Source organism: Streptomyces sp. NPDC093109, from assembly GCF_040701725.1.
GTDB lineage: Bacteria > Actinomycetota > Actinomycetes > Streptomycetales > Streptomycetaceae > Streptomyces.
This window is the reverse complement of record NZ_JBFBEZ010000004.1, coordinates 53688-69401: the sequence shown is the minus strand read 5'-3', so window position 1 is coordinate 69401 and position 15714 is coordinate 53688. Positions and strand designations below refer to the sequence as shown.

General features: G+C 72.6%; 8 protein-coding genes and 1 riboswitch. Of the genes, 5 read left to right on the top strand and 3 right to left on the bottom strand.

Going from position 1 to position 15714, the window contains the following annotated elements:
* Positions 1-77: 77 nt before the first annotated feature.
* The 4 genes from AB0389_RS06235 to AB0389_RS06220 all read left to right on the top strand — a co-directional run bounded on the left by AB0389_RS06235 (position 78) and on the right by AB0389_RS06220 (position 6796).
* Positions 78-932, top strand: a complete 855-nt coding sequence (locus AB0389_RS06235; RefSeq protein WP_366394146.1) for a helix-turn-helix transcriptional regulator — start codon at positions 78-80, stop codon at positions 930-932.
* 134 nt (positions 933-1066) lie between these two features.
* Positions 1067-1972 carry a type VII secretion system-associated protein gene (locus AB0389_RS06230; protein ID WP_366394145.1) on the top strand — a complete coding sequence of 302 codons (906 nt, stop codon included), beginning with the start codon at positions 1067-1069 and terminating at the stop codon, positions 1970-1972.
* A 259-nt stretch (positions 1973-2231) separates the two neighbouring features.
* On the top strand, positions 2232-5438 hold the full coding sequence (locus AB0389_RS06225) for a hypothetical protein (protein ID WP_366394144.1): 3207 nt from the start codon (positions 2232-2234) through the stop codon (positions 5436-5438).
* A gap of 20 nt (positions 5439-5458) precedes the next feature.
* Positions 5459-6796: an RICIN domain-containing protein gene (locus AB0389_RS06220; RefSeq protein WP_366394143.1), complete on the top strand. Its 1338-nt coding sequence runs from the start codon at positions 5459-5461 to the stop codon at positions 6794-6796.
* 72 nt (positions 6797-6868) lie between these two features.
* Here the strand turns inward: AB0389_RS06220 and AB0389_RS06215 are convergent, their stop codons facing one another.
* The 3 genes from AB0389_RS06215 to metE all read right to left on the bottom strand — a co-directional run bounded on the left by AB0389_RS06215 (position 6869) and on the right by metE (position 13226).
* Entirely contained in the window at positions 6869-7477 is a 609-nt protein-coding gene (locus AB0389_RS06215; protein ID WP_366394142.1) for a response regulator transcription factor, read from the bottom strand.
* A 240-nt stretch (positions 7478-7717) separates the two neighbouring features.
* Positions 7718-10711 carry an AAA family ATPase gene (locus AB0389_RS06210; protein WP_366394141.1) on the bottom strand — a complete coding sequence of 998 codons (2994 nt, stop codon included), beginning with the start codon at positions 10709-10711 and terminating at the stop codon, positions 7718-7720.
* A 199-nt stretch (positions 10712-10910) separates the two neighbouring features.
* Positions 10911-13226, bottom strand: coding sequence for a 5-methyltetrahydropteroyltriglutamate--homocysteine S-methyltransferase (metE, locus tag AB0389_RS06205; protein ID WP_366394140.1), 2316 nt, complete (start codon positions 13224-13226; stop codon positions 10911-10913).
* Positions 13227-13388: 162 nt separating this feature from the next.
* A riboswitch (cobalamin riboswitch) is annotated at positions 13389-13613 on the bottom strand.
* A 513-nt stretch (positions 13614-14126) separates the two neighbouring features.
* Here metE and AB0389_RS06200 point away from each other — a divergent pair.
* A complete protein-coding gene (locus AB0389_RS06200) occupies positions 14127-15659 on the top strand; it encodes an MFS transporter (RefSeq protein WP_366394139.1) in 1533 nt (510 codons plus the stop codon).
* Positions 15660-15714 lie beyond the last annotated feature (55 nt).

Here is a 15714-nt window from a genome sequence, read left to right as displayed (position 1 = left end):
GCGTAGAACTCATCCGCTTCTTCAAGGCCCCGGCCGATGGTTCAGAGGGTGCGGTGGAAAGTGCGTCGCCGGAACCTGTGAATCCAGCCTCGCCCAGAGGTCTGGAGAGACTCAGTCCGACGGAAAGAAAGGTTGCCCGAATCGCCATCAAGGGCCTTTCAAACCCCGAGATCCGCGACGTACTCAACGCCAAACGCCCCCCCGAGTTCCGTATCGGGACCCGTACCGTGGGGAACCACCTCGGCAGGATCTACGGCAAGTTGGGCATACGTGGCCGCCAGGAACTCGTCGCCTTCTTCGACGCCCTGGACCCTGCGGACAATGTGTCGCCGGAACCCGAGAGTCCGGCCCCGACCGGAGACCTGAGGAAACTCAATCCGGTACAGAGGAGGATCGGCCGACTCGCCGCCCGGAACCTTTCCGCCGACGAGATCCTCGATACATACAACGCCGATGTCGACCGCAAGATATCGATCCGTATCGTGCGCAACCAAATGGAAATTATCTACAACAAGTTGGGCATTGGCGGCCCCTCCGAACTCGCCCCCTTCTTCGGGACCCCGGACGGACCTTTGGAGGGTTCCGCGCCGGGCGGTGCGTCCGAGCCCGGAGCCCAGGCGATGGACTGGGATCCGCTGGAGCCGCTGGAGCCGCCGGAGCTCCGCGCGTCGCAGGGCCAAACGGCGCCACGAGAGAGGTCCTCGCACGTATTTCCCCTCACCCCGGCCGAAAAGAGGGTCGCCAGACTCGCCGCCGAGCGGCTTACGAACACCCGGATCCGCGACATCATCAACGCCGACCGCCCCGACGACCGCAAGATCTCGGCCCAAACCGTGAAGAGCCAGCTCCATACGGTCTACCAGAAGCTGGGCGTCCACAGCCGCCAGGAACTCAACAACTTCCCCGACATCCTGGGCGGACCGGATGAGTGAGCCCAGGGGCGAAGCCCCCACCCCGGTCAACCTGGACCGTGCCATTCAGCTCGCCACCGTCGGCCCCCGGACGCCTGCGCTCCGATGAGCAGTTGGACCAGCGACAACCCGATGACCCGAGAGCCCGAGGACCCATGAGCGAGACCACCACCGCCCCGACGCCCACCGACGACGCGACCACCGACGACGACGCGACGACCGAGGCCGACGCGACCACCGAGGCCGTCACCGCCACCACCGCCATCGACCCCGCCCCGCCCGAGGAGTTCGTCAAGGCGGGCAGACTGCTCCCCGACCACTGGCTCTACTACGTCGACCCGACCTGGCGGGGCGAGGGTCAGCCGCCGGAGTGGGCGGTGGTCGGGCAGTGGCGCACCGACCTGGACGGCGAGATCATCGAGTGGCAGGACAACGAGGCCTACAAGCCGTCCCCGGAAGCGAACGGCTGGCCGGAGCCCGAGGACAAGATCGACGCGGCCATCCAGTTGGCCTCCACCGGCTACGCCCCGGCCGAGGTCGTCACCCGCGAGCTGGCTACCGCCGAACTGGCCGTCCTCGTCGCCCTCGACGGCACCCCGGTCTCCGCCGCGAAACCCGATGGCACCGCCGTCATCCTGGCGTTCAGCTCACCCACCTTGCTCCACCGCTACGGCCAGCTGTCCTTCGAGCTGATAAGGACCCCCGACCTGCTGGACCGCCTGCCCACCGACCACAGCTTGTGCGTCAACCCGTCGGCGGCGGTGAGCATGGTCGTCGACACGGACGCCCTCCGGGCGGCGGTGGCGGCGGTCGAGACGGAGGCGTCGGAGGCGGCTGATGCCGAGACGACGGCCACGGCGGCGGCCCCGAGGGTGCCGACGGAGAGCGGCGCCCTCGCGAACGACCTGCCCGCCTCGGCCGGTGAAACCGCCGCCTTCGACCCCGGCTTCGACTCAGCCTTCGACCCGGGTTTCGACTTCGACATCGACGGGGACGATGCCTGGCCGCCCTCCCGGTCCGCCTCCGCGTCCGCCGCCGCACCGAGTACGCAGGGCGACTGATCCACCGGGCCGTCCCGCGGGCCGGACGGCGACCACCGCCGAGGTGGGCAGAGTTGGGTGGCCCAAGGTGCAATCACGTGCCGGTGTGCCGGGGGGCCGGTGCACCGGCTCTTTAGGCTGCCGGTGTTCATACCCGCCTGCCCCCATCCGCCGGTGACGACGCCGAGGTTCCCGTACCTCGCGCCCCCGCGACCCCCGCAAGGTGACGAGCCATCATGAGTGAGACCGCAGCCTTGTCCCGGTTCCGGGCGGTACGCCGGTGACGCGGTCCGGCCGCCGGTCGCGCTGGTTCGGCCAGGGGAAGGAGCGCCGTCCCGAGGCGCCTGCCGCGCCCGAGGCGGAGCCGGCGCGCGCGGCCGAGACCGGTGACGGGCTGCTGGTGGAGGAGTACGACGGCCTGCGGCTGCTGCGCACCCCCGACGACACGATGGACCCCACCGACCTGGCCGACCTGCTGCGGGCGCTGGCCGACGAGGCCGAGCACACCGTGACGGTCATCGCCGGCGCGGGCGCGACGGGGGCGGCCGGGCTGTGGACCCGTCTGGGCGCGGTCCTCTCGGTGCTGCGCGACGACCGGGTGGAGACGGTCCGGCTCGTCATGTCCGGTACGGGGGGCGGCCGTCCGGACCGTCCGGCGCTGGCCCGCCGGCTCGCGGACGGCTGGAAACTGACGGTGATCGCGCCGGACGGCCCCGTGTTCGTGGTGCCCGGCGGCACGCTCTTCGCGCACGGCAGCTGGTGGCGGTTCGCGCCGGGCGCCGAGCCGGACCGGCTCGGCGCCCGCCAGCCGGCACCCGGCTGGCAGTCCGCCGTGGAGGCGCTGCCCGCACACACCGACGGCGGCTATCTGATCGAACCGATCCCGGCCGGTGTGCTGGCGCGCTCCGGGCAGGCCGACGCCCCGCGCCCGGGAGACCTCTGCTACGCCGTCCCGGTGGATCCCCGGGGGCCGTTGGTGCTGCTGGGCATGCCGGAGGACGAGGACATCCTCGGTGCGGAAGTGAGCGATCTGCTCGACGGACTGCCCACGGCGGTACGGTCCGCGGTACGGCTGGCCCCGGGCGGCCCTCGGGACGTGCTGCGCACCGGGCAGGCCGTGGCCGAGCGGCTCGGCGCGGGAGTGGTGGTGTACACCGGGCTGCCGTTCCTCGCCCCCGTGGCCGACGGCGGCCCCGTGCCGGTGCGGTCGGTGCTGGTGGGCGCCGACGGGCAGCCGAGATGGCGGCCTTTCGTGGACGCGGTGATGTGCCTTCCCCCGACGGAGGACGGCACCGTCCCGCCGCCGCGGCTGCTGCGCTGGGAGTCGCCGGTGGCCGGCGAGCGTACGGGGCCGGGCGTCGTACGGCTGTCGGAGCGCTGGCAGGCGACGGTGACGCGGGCGGGGCTGTACATATCCGGGACGGAGGGGGCGCCCTCGCCGGTGCACCGGCCGGTGGACGCCGAGAGCCCGGCCATCGAGATCGGCCGCCCCGGGGAGGAACTCGACGCCTCGCTCTGGCCCGTGCTGTCCCGGGTGCTGACCCTGCTGCTGCCCGACGTCCGCCGCCGGGTACGGCTGTACATGCGGGGCACCTGCCTCGACGGGGGCGTCGAACTCCGCCGTATGGCAGCCGAACACGGCATCCGGGCCGTCCGCTTCACCGCCCCGCCTCTCCCGGCCCCGCGCCGGGCCGCATCGGTGGGTGCCGGTCGCGGCGTCCGGGCCGTACCACCGGAGGGTCTCCACGGCCGGGCAGCGGCACCGGCCGCGAGTCCGCCTGCGCGGGCGGCGGCCAAGGAGCCGGCCCGGCAGCTCCCGGCCAGGGAGAATCCGGCCCCGCGGCCGGTACGGGCCGCCGCACCGGCCACGGGTATGCCGTCCGGCACGGCTCCGGCCGCCCCCAGGGCAACCGCCCCTGCCGCGCCCAGCCCCGCCGCACCCAGCCCCGCCGCACCGAGTCCCGCCGCACTCAGCCCGGCCCGCCCGCCGCTCGCCGGTGCCGCGCGCCAGGTCCTTGCCGAACTCGGCTCGAGGGAAGAGCCGTTGGCAGAGCCCGAACGTCCCGTACGGCCGGCTGCCCCCGTACCGCGGAGGCGCGCCCCGCGACCGGAGCACCCCGCACCCGACGGGCCGCTCCGCCCGGAGCGAGCCCCCTCCCGCCCGACGACGGGCACACCGGAACGGCCAGAACGGCCAGAACGGCCAGAACGCGCCGAGGCGCCGAAGCCGCCGGCGTCTCAGCTCCCGTCCGCCCTGCCCAGTGAACCCACCGCACCCGACGGGTGGTCGGCCGGCATCGACCGTCCGGTACGACCCGCCACGCCCGTGACGGCGATGGGCGCCCGCGCCCGCGCCGCCGCGCCACCACAGGAACGCACCGAGGCGCCTGCGCCGCCGGTCGTACCGGGATCGTCTCCGGTACCGGCGGAGGGGAGTCGGCCGGCGGGGGAGGGAAGCGGCCCGGCGGAGGCCAGGCGCCCGAGCGCCACGCCCGCCCCGAGCGCCGCGACCGCGCCGCCGCTTCCGCCAGAGGCCGGGAAGGCTCACCCGGCCCCCTCCCACGGGCCGCGCACCTCGCTGCCCACCGAGCTGCCCGAGCGTCAACGCCCTCCCGCGGCAGGTGAGTTGACGGAACCGTCCCGGACGCCCGCGCCCGAAGGGCTCCCCGCTCCGTTCCACCCCGGACACGTCAGCACCGAGGACGAGCGGCGGGCGTTCCGGGAGCTGGCCGAGGACGTGTGGGAGCGGCACGGGGCCGCCGTGGCCCGTGCCCTCATCCGGATGCCCGCGCTGCGCGCCCAGGAGCAGGAGGCCGCCCGCGCCGATGTGATCGCGCTGCACATCTACCTGAACTCCCCGGACGGCCCGCTCGCCCCCGAAGCGGTCGTCAGGGGGCTGCGATCCGGTGACGAACGCCTCCTGCCCTACGTCGCCTGCCTCGCCTCGGCGCTCCGCCGTATGCCCTCCTACCGGGGCGTCGCCGCGCACGGTGCCGGAGACGTACCCCTCGACGGCCTGGCCGCCGGCACCCTCCTGCGCGACCCGGCCCCGCTGGGCGCCGTACCCGTCGGGACCGCCGGACCGCTTCCCGGCGGGCCGCAGTACGTCATCTGGTCCGCCACCGGCCGGCGGGTCCGCCAGCTGACCGACCGCCCGGGCGACGGAATGGCCGTCGAGCAGGTGCTGTTCGCGCCGGGCACCCGGCTGCGCGTGCTCGACGTACGGCGGTCGGGCCCGGCCCCGCTGATCATGCTCCGCGAGTTGCAGGCCGACGCCCCGGGCACCCCGGGCACCCCGGGCGGCCCCCTCCCGCCCCCTCCCGAACTCGACGACGCCGACCGCGCCGTGCTCGCCCGGCTGGACGACACGCTGCGCGGCCGGTCCCCCGCGCCCGGTGCCTTTGTGTGGCCGGGCCTGTGCCACGGGCCGATCGGCCCGGCGCACACCACCCCGCAGGCGCCCCGCACGGCGCCGCATGCCGACTGAAGATCCGAGAAGGAGACGATATGCCTCGTCAGGAACGCACGGGACCCGGTGCCCCCGCGGTACGCCGTGCGGTCGCGGTGCCCGCCGCACCGGGGGAGCCGGATGAGTCCCTCATGCCGCCGGCCTCCGGGTCCCGTTCCGCCTCCTCGGAGGAGACAGCCACGCTGTCCGTTTCGCAAGGGACGTCCGGCGGCACCGCGGCTCCGTCGGGGGAGTCGTCCACGACGTCTCCCGGGGCCTCGGCCCGTCCGGAGCGCGAGCGGTCCGAGACGTCCGGGGTGGCGTCGGCCGCGTCGGCCGCCCCCGTCGGATCGGCCGCCCCGGCCACCGCTGCCACGGCCGCCGCGTCCGCCTCCGAGGACGACGACGCACCGGTCGCCGCCGGTTCCGGGGCCGACGGCGGCAACGGTGAGCCGCCCTCCGGCCGCCCGGCCAAGGCCCTGCTGGCGGGCGCGGGCATCGCGGGCGCGCTGCTGCTCGCCGTACCGCTGCTCTTCATCGGCGGGGACGATGACGACGACCGGTCCAGCGGGCAGTCCGACCATGCCTCCGGTGTGGTGCTGCCGAAGCAGCTCCTGCCGGCGGAGCCCGTACCCGACTACGGCACCACGTCACCGACCGCGAGCCCCACTCCGACCACGAGCGCCGACGGTGCGAGCGCCAAGGACGCGGTCACGGTCTCGGACTCGGGCTCGAACACGAAGACGGACACGGGCACGGGCACGGGCACTGACCGGAAGGAGACGGGAAACCAGAGCGAGAGCCACCCCGCCACCGGGACGGAGAAGTCCCCCTCCGCTGAATCCGCCACGAAGCCCGCGGCGTCACCGACCCCGCGGGCGGCCTCGACCCCCAAGGTGGTGGCGAAGCAGCCCGCCGTCGATATCGCCAACCGCAAGAACATCATGGTGAAGAACGCGGTGACGGGCATGTGCGCCGACATCGGCGGCTCCGGCAAGGGGAAGGTCGGCGCGGGGGTCTTCCAGGAGTACTGCTACCGGGGCGACGTCGACAACCAGATGTGGAACTTCGAGAAGCGCTACGAGGGTCTCGGCGGGGACGGGGCGGACCTCTTCCAGATCCGCAACGTCAAGGACGGCCTGTGCATGGACCTCCCGGGAACCGGCGCGGTCCCCATGCGTACCTACGTCAGGGAGGGCACCTGCACCGGAACCACCGCCGACAACCAGCTGTGGTGGCTGGAGAGCCGCGGCAACGGCCAGTACTGGATCCACAACAGGGCCAGCAACGGAATGTGCCTGGAGGTGTGGGGCGAGGACGGCAAGGGCGGCCCCGACGCCCGGCTGGGCGTCTACCCGTGCAGCCCCAACGACGACCACGAGTGGACCATCGTCTGACCTGGCGCGGCCTCACCTGAGGCCCACGGGCCCGAGCCGGCACACCGGGCAGGACATGCCCGGTGTGCCGGTTCAGATCAGGCCGGAGCGTATGGCATGGGCCACGGCGTGCGCGCGGTTGCGCAGTTCCAGCCGCTTCATCAGACCGGACAGGATGTACTTGATGGTGCGCTCGGAGTACGAGAGCAGCTCCGCGATCTCCGACAGCTCCTTGCCGTCCGCGATCAGCCGCAGTACGTCCGCCTCGCGCGGTGTGACACCCGACGCCGTCAGGCCGTGCGGGGTGAGGACCGCGCGGTGGGTCCACTGGACCTGCTCCATGAGTACGCCCTGGAGGGCCGGCGGGAAGCTGCCCCCGCCCTCCGCGACGGTGATCAGCGCCCGCACGAACGCCGCGGGGGTGAAGGAGTCCCGCCACAGCACGGCACGTACCCCTCGGTCCACGGCGGTGAAGATGTTGGTCTGCCACTGCCGGCCGACGACGAGCACGAAGCGTGATTCACGGCGGTCGGACAGCACGGCGAGCATGTCCAGGGTGCCGGCGTCGACGGAGTCCACCGCCACCACCGTCACATCGGCCTCGCCGGTGCCGCTGGGCAGAACTTCGGTGATCCGCCGGTCGAACTGGAGGTGTTTGGCCAGTCCGGCACGTATGACGGCATCGGGGGCGTGGATCGCCACCCGAACAGTGAGCGCAGACACCGACCGGGGCATTCGCCCTCCACTGGGTATCAGAGTGACGAAACGACATCAGGCGTGGTGAACGGCATGGATATCGTCTAAGTCACGGATGTCACGGCTGGGGAATCGGAGCAACGGAGGCCGATGCTGTCATGTTCCCGACCCATGCTCGGCGGGCAAATACCCCTCGTGTGTCAAGGAACAGGGAAACCTGTCGCGAGTTCCGCCGCACCGGCGAACTCAGCGCACGGGCCAGGCCGGCGCGCTGCTGGTCAGCACCGCCGTGGCCACTTCCGTACGGGACCGCAGTCCGGTACGGCTCAGTAGCCGCGTCAGCCGGTTGGCGACCGCGTCCTCGCTCACGCGCAGCACCGCCGCGATCCGGCGGTTGCTGAGGCCCTCGGTGATCAGGGTGGCGAGCAACTGCTCGTTCTCGACGGTCACCTGCCGGCGGTCCGGCACGGCCAGCCCGGCCTCGCGCATCGCCGTACGGGTATGGAACCGCCACAGCGGGGCACCGACCTCGCCCAACAGGTCGTACGCCTCGTACAGCAGTTTCTCGTGGCCGCCCCCCGAACGGGCCGCCGAGATCAGGACGACCGCCGTCTCGAACGGCTGGTCACGCGCGCGGGCCAGCTCCACGGCGGCCGGCACCCGCTCACTTCCGCGGTCAGGACCACCGGGGCCGCCCATGGCCGCGACCCGCGCCGACGTCAACCACCACAGCAACCGGGTCCGTTCGTCCCCGGTACGCTCCGTGAGCGTCTCCAGGTTCGCCAGCGCGTCGGCCGCCTCGGGGACCCGCCCGGCCTCCGCGTGGAGTTCGGCCAGGAGGGCCCACAACTCGCCGGTGCCGTAGGCATGTCCGTGCTCGCCCGCCACCGCCAGTGCGCCACGCAGTATCCGCTCGGCCTCGTCCGTCTCGCCGAGAGCACGCAGCACCTCGGCCTCGGCCTGGTCCAGGAAGAGTTCCAGCGGCCCTTCGCCGAGGTCGCGCGCACTGTCCAGCAGCCGTCGCGCACTGGTGGTGCGCCCCCTGGCCAGGAGCATGGCGGCCGTTCTGGCGGGGAGCAGATGGTGGCTCGGTGGCGGATTGTGCGCCTGCCGGTTCGCCAGCATCCAGCGCGCGCCCGCCAGCGCCTCGTCCCAACGCCCCTGAAGGTGCAGCCACAGGAAGCGGGTGTACGGCGGCATCCACTCCACCGTCAGACCGCGGAAGGCGAGCAGCCGTGTCATCCCGTGCAGATCCCGGGCACCGAGGAGCTGATCGGCGGCGGCCATGGTGAGAGCGTGCTTGGAGTCGGGCGTCATGTCGGGGCCGTGCGGAGCGCTGAGCAGCTGCCGGAACCGCTCCGGCCGGCCAAGCACCCACTCGGCACAGGCCAGGAACCACTCGGGGTTCCACTGCTTACGGGTGCCGGTCCGCCACACCGGCTCGGTCCGCAGCAGCACCTCACGCGCCTCGTTCCACCGCTCCGTGCCGCAGAGCGCCAGTGTCTGGCCCGCCACGGCCGCCGCCGGGGGCAGCGGCAGGTCCCGCCACCAGTGCGCGGAAGCCATCCGGGACATCTGCGCCCAGTCCTCCGAGGCGGTCGTCGAGGCGACCACCAGCAGGGCGACGTCCTGGAGCAGATCGTCGGAGAGGCTGTCGGCGGGGTCGCGCAGGATCTCCGCACCCGTGGCCCGCGCGCCGGGGTAGTCGCAGACCACGTAGGCGGCCTTCGCGTACCGCAGCAGCATGCGTTCGCGCGCCCCGGGATCCTCGATCAGGTCGAGGGCCGCCCGCAGGTATCGCAGCAGGTAGGGCCCCTGGACATCGGGGACCAGCTGATCCGCGGCCCGTACCAGCTCCTCGACGGCCCGCTCCCGGTCGATCAGCACACCCGCGTCCGCGATCCGGTCGGCCGGATAGGTCACGGCATCGGCCTCGGCCAGCAGGCCGCCGCCGCCCGGCTCCGTGGGCGGGCGCTCGCCCCCGGTCCCTTCGCCCCACAGCTCGGCCACCGCCGAGGCCGACAGCCGTGCCCGCTCCAGCGGCCCGAGCCCTTCCCTGACGGTGTACTCCACCAGAGGCAGCCGGAATGTCCAGCCCCGGACGCCCCGGCCACCGTCGTACGGTCCCCCCGAGCCGTCCGCGCCCTCCTCCGGCCGCGCCGGTTCCGTCAGTTCGTCCAGGATGCCCGCGCGGCAGAGCGCACGTATCGCGGCCCGCGTCTCCTCGGCGGACAGCCCGGTCACCGCCGCCGTGCGGGTCGGCGCCGCCCGGCCCAGCGGCCACAGGACGCTCAGCGCCCCGGCCACCGTCCCGTACGGCTCACCGAGTGCCCGCAGTTCCGCCACTAGCGGATGGTCGTACGGAAGCAGCGGCGTCGGAACGCGGACGCTCAGGAAGGCGTGGCCGTCGGCCACCCGGATCGCGCCCTTCCGTACCCACCCGGTCAGCAGGGCGTCGACCGCCGCCGGCACACCACGGCCGAACCGGTGCACTCGCCGCACCAGGTCCGGCTGCGGGATCGCCTGCAACCGGCCGGCCACCATGGCGGAGACCTCCGGCTCACCGAGCCGCCCGAGCACGAGGGAGTACGAGGACAGCTCGCCCGCCAGCCGCTCCACGGGCAGCGCCCCGCCTGACGCGTGGACGTCCCCGCCCTCGTGCTCCGCTCCACGCTCGACGACGGTGACCAGCAGCCGGACGTCCGGCGGAAAGAGACCGTTGCCGCCGTTTCCGCCCAGCAGACCGAGGGAGTCGGCGTCGGCATGCTCGGCGTCCTCGATCACCACGACCATCGGCCTCGTACGCCTCTCCTGCCCCGACGCGACCGCCGCACCGAGCACCAGGCCCATCGCCACCGGATCACCCGCCGCGACAGCGGCCAGCGATTCCCGGTCGGACCGCCCCCTGCCCCGGCCGTGCTCGGCCGGCCGCGTCATGGGCAGCGCCCGGACCAGACGCGATGCCAGCAACAGAGGGTGTTCCGTGTCACCGGCCGCACACGCCAGCGACAGCACCGCGACGCCCTCCGCCCTGAGCCGCTCGCCGAGCGTCCGTACGAACGCGCTCCGCCCCACGCCCCGTTCGCCCCGGACGACGACCAGACGCGGCCCGTCAGGATCTCTCAGACGCGTATGGACCTCCGCCAACTCCTCCGCCCGGCCCTCCACTTGCTCGCGCGAATGATCCAGCCGGGCGGCAGTGCTGCCCGGGACCAGCTCGGTGTTCCTCGGATGTGCCACAGTCCATGCTCTCCTGGTGCCGCGTGGGTTGCCCGGGCAGGCCGACTCCCCGCGCTGGGGCGAACCCGGTCGGCCGGACCGTAGAGGCGACTGCAATTATCGCCGCGCCCTGTGCACGCGAACGGCGGGGACCGCCGGCTGGGACCCCCGGCCGCGCGGGGCACGGGGTGTGCCCCGCGCGGCCGTCCACAGGGCATGGTCAGCCGGGCAGTTCCGCGCGGACGGTACGGGCCGCGGCGACCAGGTTCTCCAGCGAGGCGCGGGTCTCCGGCCAGCCCCGGGTCTTCAGGCCGCAGTCGGGGTTGACCCAGAGCCGCTCGGCGGGGATGGCCTCCAGCCCGGTGCGCAGCAGCGCGGCGGCCTCCTCGGCGCTCGGTACGCGCGGCGAGTGGATGTCGTACACACCGGGACCCGCCTCGCGGGGGTAGCCGTGCGCGGCGAGTTCGCGGGCGACCTGCATATGGGAGCGGGCCGCCTCCAGGCTGATGACATCGGCGTCGAGGTCGTCGATGGCCTGGACGATGTCACCGAACTCGGCGTAGCACATGTGGGTGTGGATCTGGGTGTCCGGGCGTACGCCACCGGTGGTGAGGCGGAACGACTCGGTCGCCCAGTCCAGATACGCGGCGCGGCCGGCGGCGCGCAGCGGCAGTGTCTCGCGCAGGGCGGGTTCGTCGACCTGGATCACCGAAGTGCCGTCCGCCTCAAGGTCGTTGACCTCGTCGCGCAGGGCGAGGGCGACCTGGCGCGCGGTGTCGCCGAGCGGCTGGTCGTCGCGGACGAAGGACCAGGCGAGCATGGTGACGGGCCCGGTGAGCATGCCCTTGACCGGGCGTCCGGTGAGCGACTGCGCGTAGGACGTCCAGCGCACCGTCATCGGCTCGGGGCGCGAGATGTCGCCGACGAGCACCGGCGGCCGGACATAGCGGGTGCCGTACGACTGGACCCAGCCGCCGCGGGTGGCGACGTAGCCGGTGAGCCGCTCGGCGAAGTACTGGACCATGTCGTTGCGTTCGGGCTCGCCGTGCACCAGGACATCGAGGCCGGCCTTCTCCTGGAAGGAGACGACCTCGGCGATCTCGGCCCTGATGCGCTCCTCGTACCCGGCGGTGCCGATCCGTCCCGCGCGCAGGTCGGCGCGGGCCGTCCGCAAGTCGTCGGTCTGCGGGAACGAGCCGATGGTGGTCGTCGGCAGCAGCGGCAGCCCGAGGCGGGCGCGCTGGGTGCCGGCGCGCTCGGCGTACGGCCGCGAGCGGCGGCCGTCGGCGTCGGTGACGGCGGCGGCCCTGGCCCGTACGGCCGGGTCGTGGGTGATCGCCGAGGCCGTACGGGAGGCGAGGGCGGCCCGGTTGGCGGCGATCTCCCCGGCGATGGCACCGGTGCCCTCGGCCAGCCCCTTGGCCAGGGTGACGATCTCGGCGGTCTTCTGCCGGGCGAAGGCGAGCCAGCGCAGGATCTCCGGATCGATGTCCCGTTCTGCGGCGGTGTCGAGCGGAACGTGCAGGAGGGAGCAGGACGCGGCCACATCGACCCGGTCGGCGAGGCCGAGGAGGGTGGTGAGGGTGGCCAGCGACTTCTCGAAGTCGTTGATCCAGATGTTGCGGCCGTTGACGACGCCCGCGACGAGCCGCTTTCCTGGCAGTCCGCCGACGGCGGCGAGATCGGCCGGATTGGCCGCCGCCGCGCCGGTGAAGTCGAGTGCCAGGCCCTCGACCGGTGCCTTGGCCAGCACGGGAAGCGCCTCGCCCAGCCGGTCGAAGTAGGAGGCGACGAGCAGCTTCGGCCGGTCGGTCCGGCCGCCGAGGTCGCGGTACGTACGGGCGACGGCGGCCAGTTCGGCGGGCGTCCGGTCCTCGATCAGCGCGGGCTCGTCGAGCTGCACCCACTCGGCGCCGGCGGCGCGCAGATCGGCGAGGACCTCGGCGTAGACGGGCAGCAGCCGGTCCAGCAGGGTCAGCGGTTCGAAACCGGCCGCCACCCCGGGCGCGGGCTTGGCCAGCAGGAGATACGTGACGGGGCCGACGAGGACCGGCCGGGCGGTGTGCCCGAGCGCCAGAGCCTCCGTCAGCTCGGCGACCTGCCGGGCGGAGTCGGCGGTGAAGACGGTGTCGGGGCCCAGCTCGGGGACGAGGTAGTGGTAGTTCGTGTCGAACCACTTGGTCATCTCCAGCGGCGCCACGTCCTGGGTGCCGCGGGCCATCGCGAAGTAGCCGTCGAGCGCGTCGGCCTCGACGGCCGCGCGGTGCCGTGCGGGGACGGCACCGACCATGACACTGGTGTCCAGGACGTGGTCGTAGTACGAGAAGTCACCGGTCGGCACCTCGTCGACGCCGGCGTCAGCCAGCTGCCGCCAGTTGGCCCGGCGCAGCCCGACGGCCGTCTCCCGGAGGGCTTCCGCGGTGACGCGGCCCTTCCAGTACCCCTCGACGGCCTTCTTCAGTTCCCGGTGCTGTCCCTGGCGGGGGTAGCCGTACACGGTCGCCCGTGCTGCCGCGGCTGCGGACTTCGCTGTCACGGAAATCTCCTTCGCGAGATGACTCCTGAACATCCCGGCGACGGGACGCGAGCGCGAAGGGGTGACGGACCGCACGGACCAGTACCGCGCCCCGGGCGCGCTCGTCCGTCCGATATGTACGCCGACCCGCCCACGAGGTCACCGGGATATCCGTACGCGAATGGTCGCGTACGGGCAACGGGCAGGTCTTCGGACTCGCGGGCAGCTCTGCCGAGGCAGATTCCAGATTCCTACTGGCCGTCGCTTCCCGGATCCTGGCCGGATCCAGTGCGTATGACGGCGGTCGTTCCCACTCACCGCTGCGGGGCAGTCCCGGATTCCCACCGGGTTCCCTCTTACGACGCGTCTGCCTGGCGGGCAGGGCGAACCAGCTGCATCCGACAGGGTAGAGCGTGGGCGGGGCCGCGGCCGACACCGCCCACGTTCCGGAACGTGACCTGGGACACGGGAGCCGCGGTGGACGCCCTTGCGGCGCCTGTGGACCGGGTGTAGGCGCCTATTCGAACGCGGCGTGCGTCGGCAGACAATTTTCGGAATTCTCCGCGCCGGTGTGTGTCCACACTTTCCGGGAAAGCGCAAATGGGTTCCATGCATTCTCCGCCTGCTGTGTGCCCACACCCGGGGGCGTGCCGTCAAGCGCGAGAACCATCACATGGCGAACGTCTCCGGAACGGCCGTACGGGCAGGCCACAGGGTGTTAGTGTGCGTATTCGTCCCGAGCGCAAGTTGTATGCCGTATCGGCGTCCTTCCCTCGGATTGCATCAGCGAGTACCCCACTCCACCGGAAATTCCGGGGGTGGTTCAGTCTTTGCTTTTTCCCGGATCAGGAATTGACTCAGCGGCGAGTCCGTTTCCTGTTCCGGGGATTAATCCGTCCCCGTTCCTTGGAGCCTCTTTCCATGTCTGCGCACTCCACAACGCCCGTCGCCACCGCAGGGCCGGATGCCTCCGGAGCCTCACCCGGGGGCGGGCGACATCTCGGGCTGGCCCTGTTCGTGATCGCCGCCGCCCAGCTGATGGTGGTTCTCGACGCCACGATCACCAATATCGCCCTGCCCGCCATCCAGACCGATCTCGGCGTGTCCGACGCGAATCTGGCCTGGATCGTCAACTCGTACGCGCTGGCGTTCGGCGGGCTGCTGCTGCTCGGCGGGCGGGCCGGTGACCTGTACGGACGGCGGCGCGTGTTCCGGGTGGGGATCGCCGTCTTCACCCTGGCCTCGCTGCTCGGCGGACTGGCGCCGAACGAGGGGCTGTTGCTCGCCGCCCGTGTTCTGCAAGGAGCCGGCGCCGCGCTCGCCGCGCCCAGCGCCCTGGCGCTGATCACCACGACGTTCCCGGTCGGCAAGGAGCGCAACACGGCGATGGGCGTCTACGCGGCCATGGGCGGCGTGGGCGCCACGGTCGGGCTGCTGCTCGGCGGTGTGCTCACCGACGTACTCGACTGGCGCTGGGTCTTCTTCGTCAACATCCCGATCGGCCTGGCCGTCCTCGCCGGTACCCGCTACCTCGTCGAGGCCGAACGCGACACCGGCCGTCTCGACGTCCCCGGCGCGATCACCGGCACCGGCGGTCTGATCTCCCTGGTGTACGGCATCACCCGCGGCGGCGAGCACGGCTGGACCAACGGCCTGACTCTCGCATCCTTCGCCGCCGCGGTCGTGCTGCTGGCCGTGTTCCTCTTCCTCCAGGCCCGCACCGCGCACCCGATGATGCCGCTGCGGCTCTTCAAGGACCGGAACCGGTGGGGGAGTTACGGGACGATGCTGTTCATCGGCTCGGGCATGTTCGCCACCTTCTACTTCCTGACGCTCTACATGCAGCTGATCCTCGGCTACAGCCCGGTCAGGACCGGCTTCGCGTATCTGCCCTTCAGCTTCGGCATGGCCGCCGCGGCGGGCATCAGCTCCAAGCTCGTCGCGCGGTACGCCCCCCGGCTGATCGCCGGGCCCGGCCTGGTGGTGGCGGCCGTGGGCATGCTCTGGTTCGCCACGCTGGAGCCGGGTTCGTCGTACGCGGCGCATCTGATGCCGGCCATGTTCGTCACCGGTCTCGGCCTCGGCATGAGCTTTGTCCCGATGACGCTCGGCGCGGTCAGCGGGGTCGCGCACCAGGACACCGGGAGCGCCTCCGCGCTGCTCAACACCGCGCAGCAGATCGGTGGCGCCCTCGGTCTCGCCGTCCTGTCGACGCTCTCCACCTCGGCGGCGAACGACAAGCTGCCCGAGGCGGCCTCCTCCCTCTACCGGGGTCTGGCCACCGAGGACTTCGCCCTTGTCGCACGGGCGGGCGAGGCGCTGACCCACGGCTACACCGTGGCCTTCGCCGCCGCGGCCTGCATGTTCCTGGCCGGCCTGGCCGTCACGGCCTTCGCCGTCAACGCCGGCCGGCAGGAGTCCACCGAGGGGGCGGCGCCGGTGCACATGGGCTGACGGGACGGAGCGTCGTACGACGCCGGTGCGCGCCGGGGGCAGGCGCGCACCGGCG

What these genes read in the sequence shown, in the direction of transcription:
- AB0389_RS06200 (WP_366394139.1), top strand. Translation starts at nt 14,127, where the DNA reads ATGTCTGCGCACTCCACAACGCCCGTCGCCACCGCAGGGCCGGATGCC.
- AB0389_RS06230 (WP_366394145.1), top strand. Translation starts at nt 1,067, where the DNA reads ATGAGCGAGACCACCACCGCCCCGACGCCCACCGACGACGCGACCACC.
- AB0389_RS06220 (WP_366394143.1), top strand. Translation starts at nt 5,459, where the DNA reads ATGCCTCGTCAGGAACGCACGGGACCCGGTGCCCCCGCGGTACGCCGT.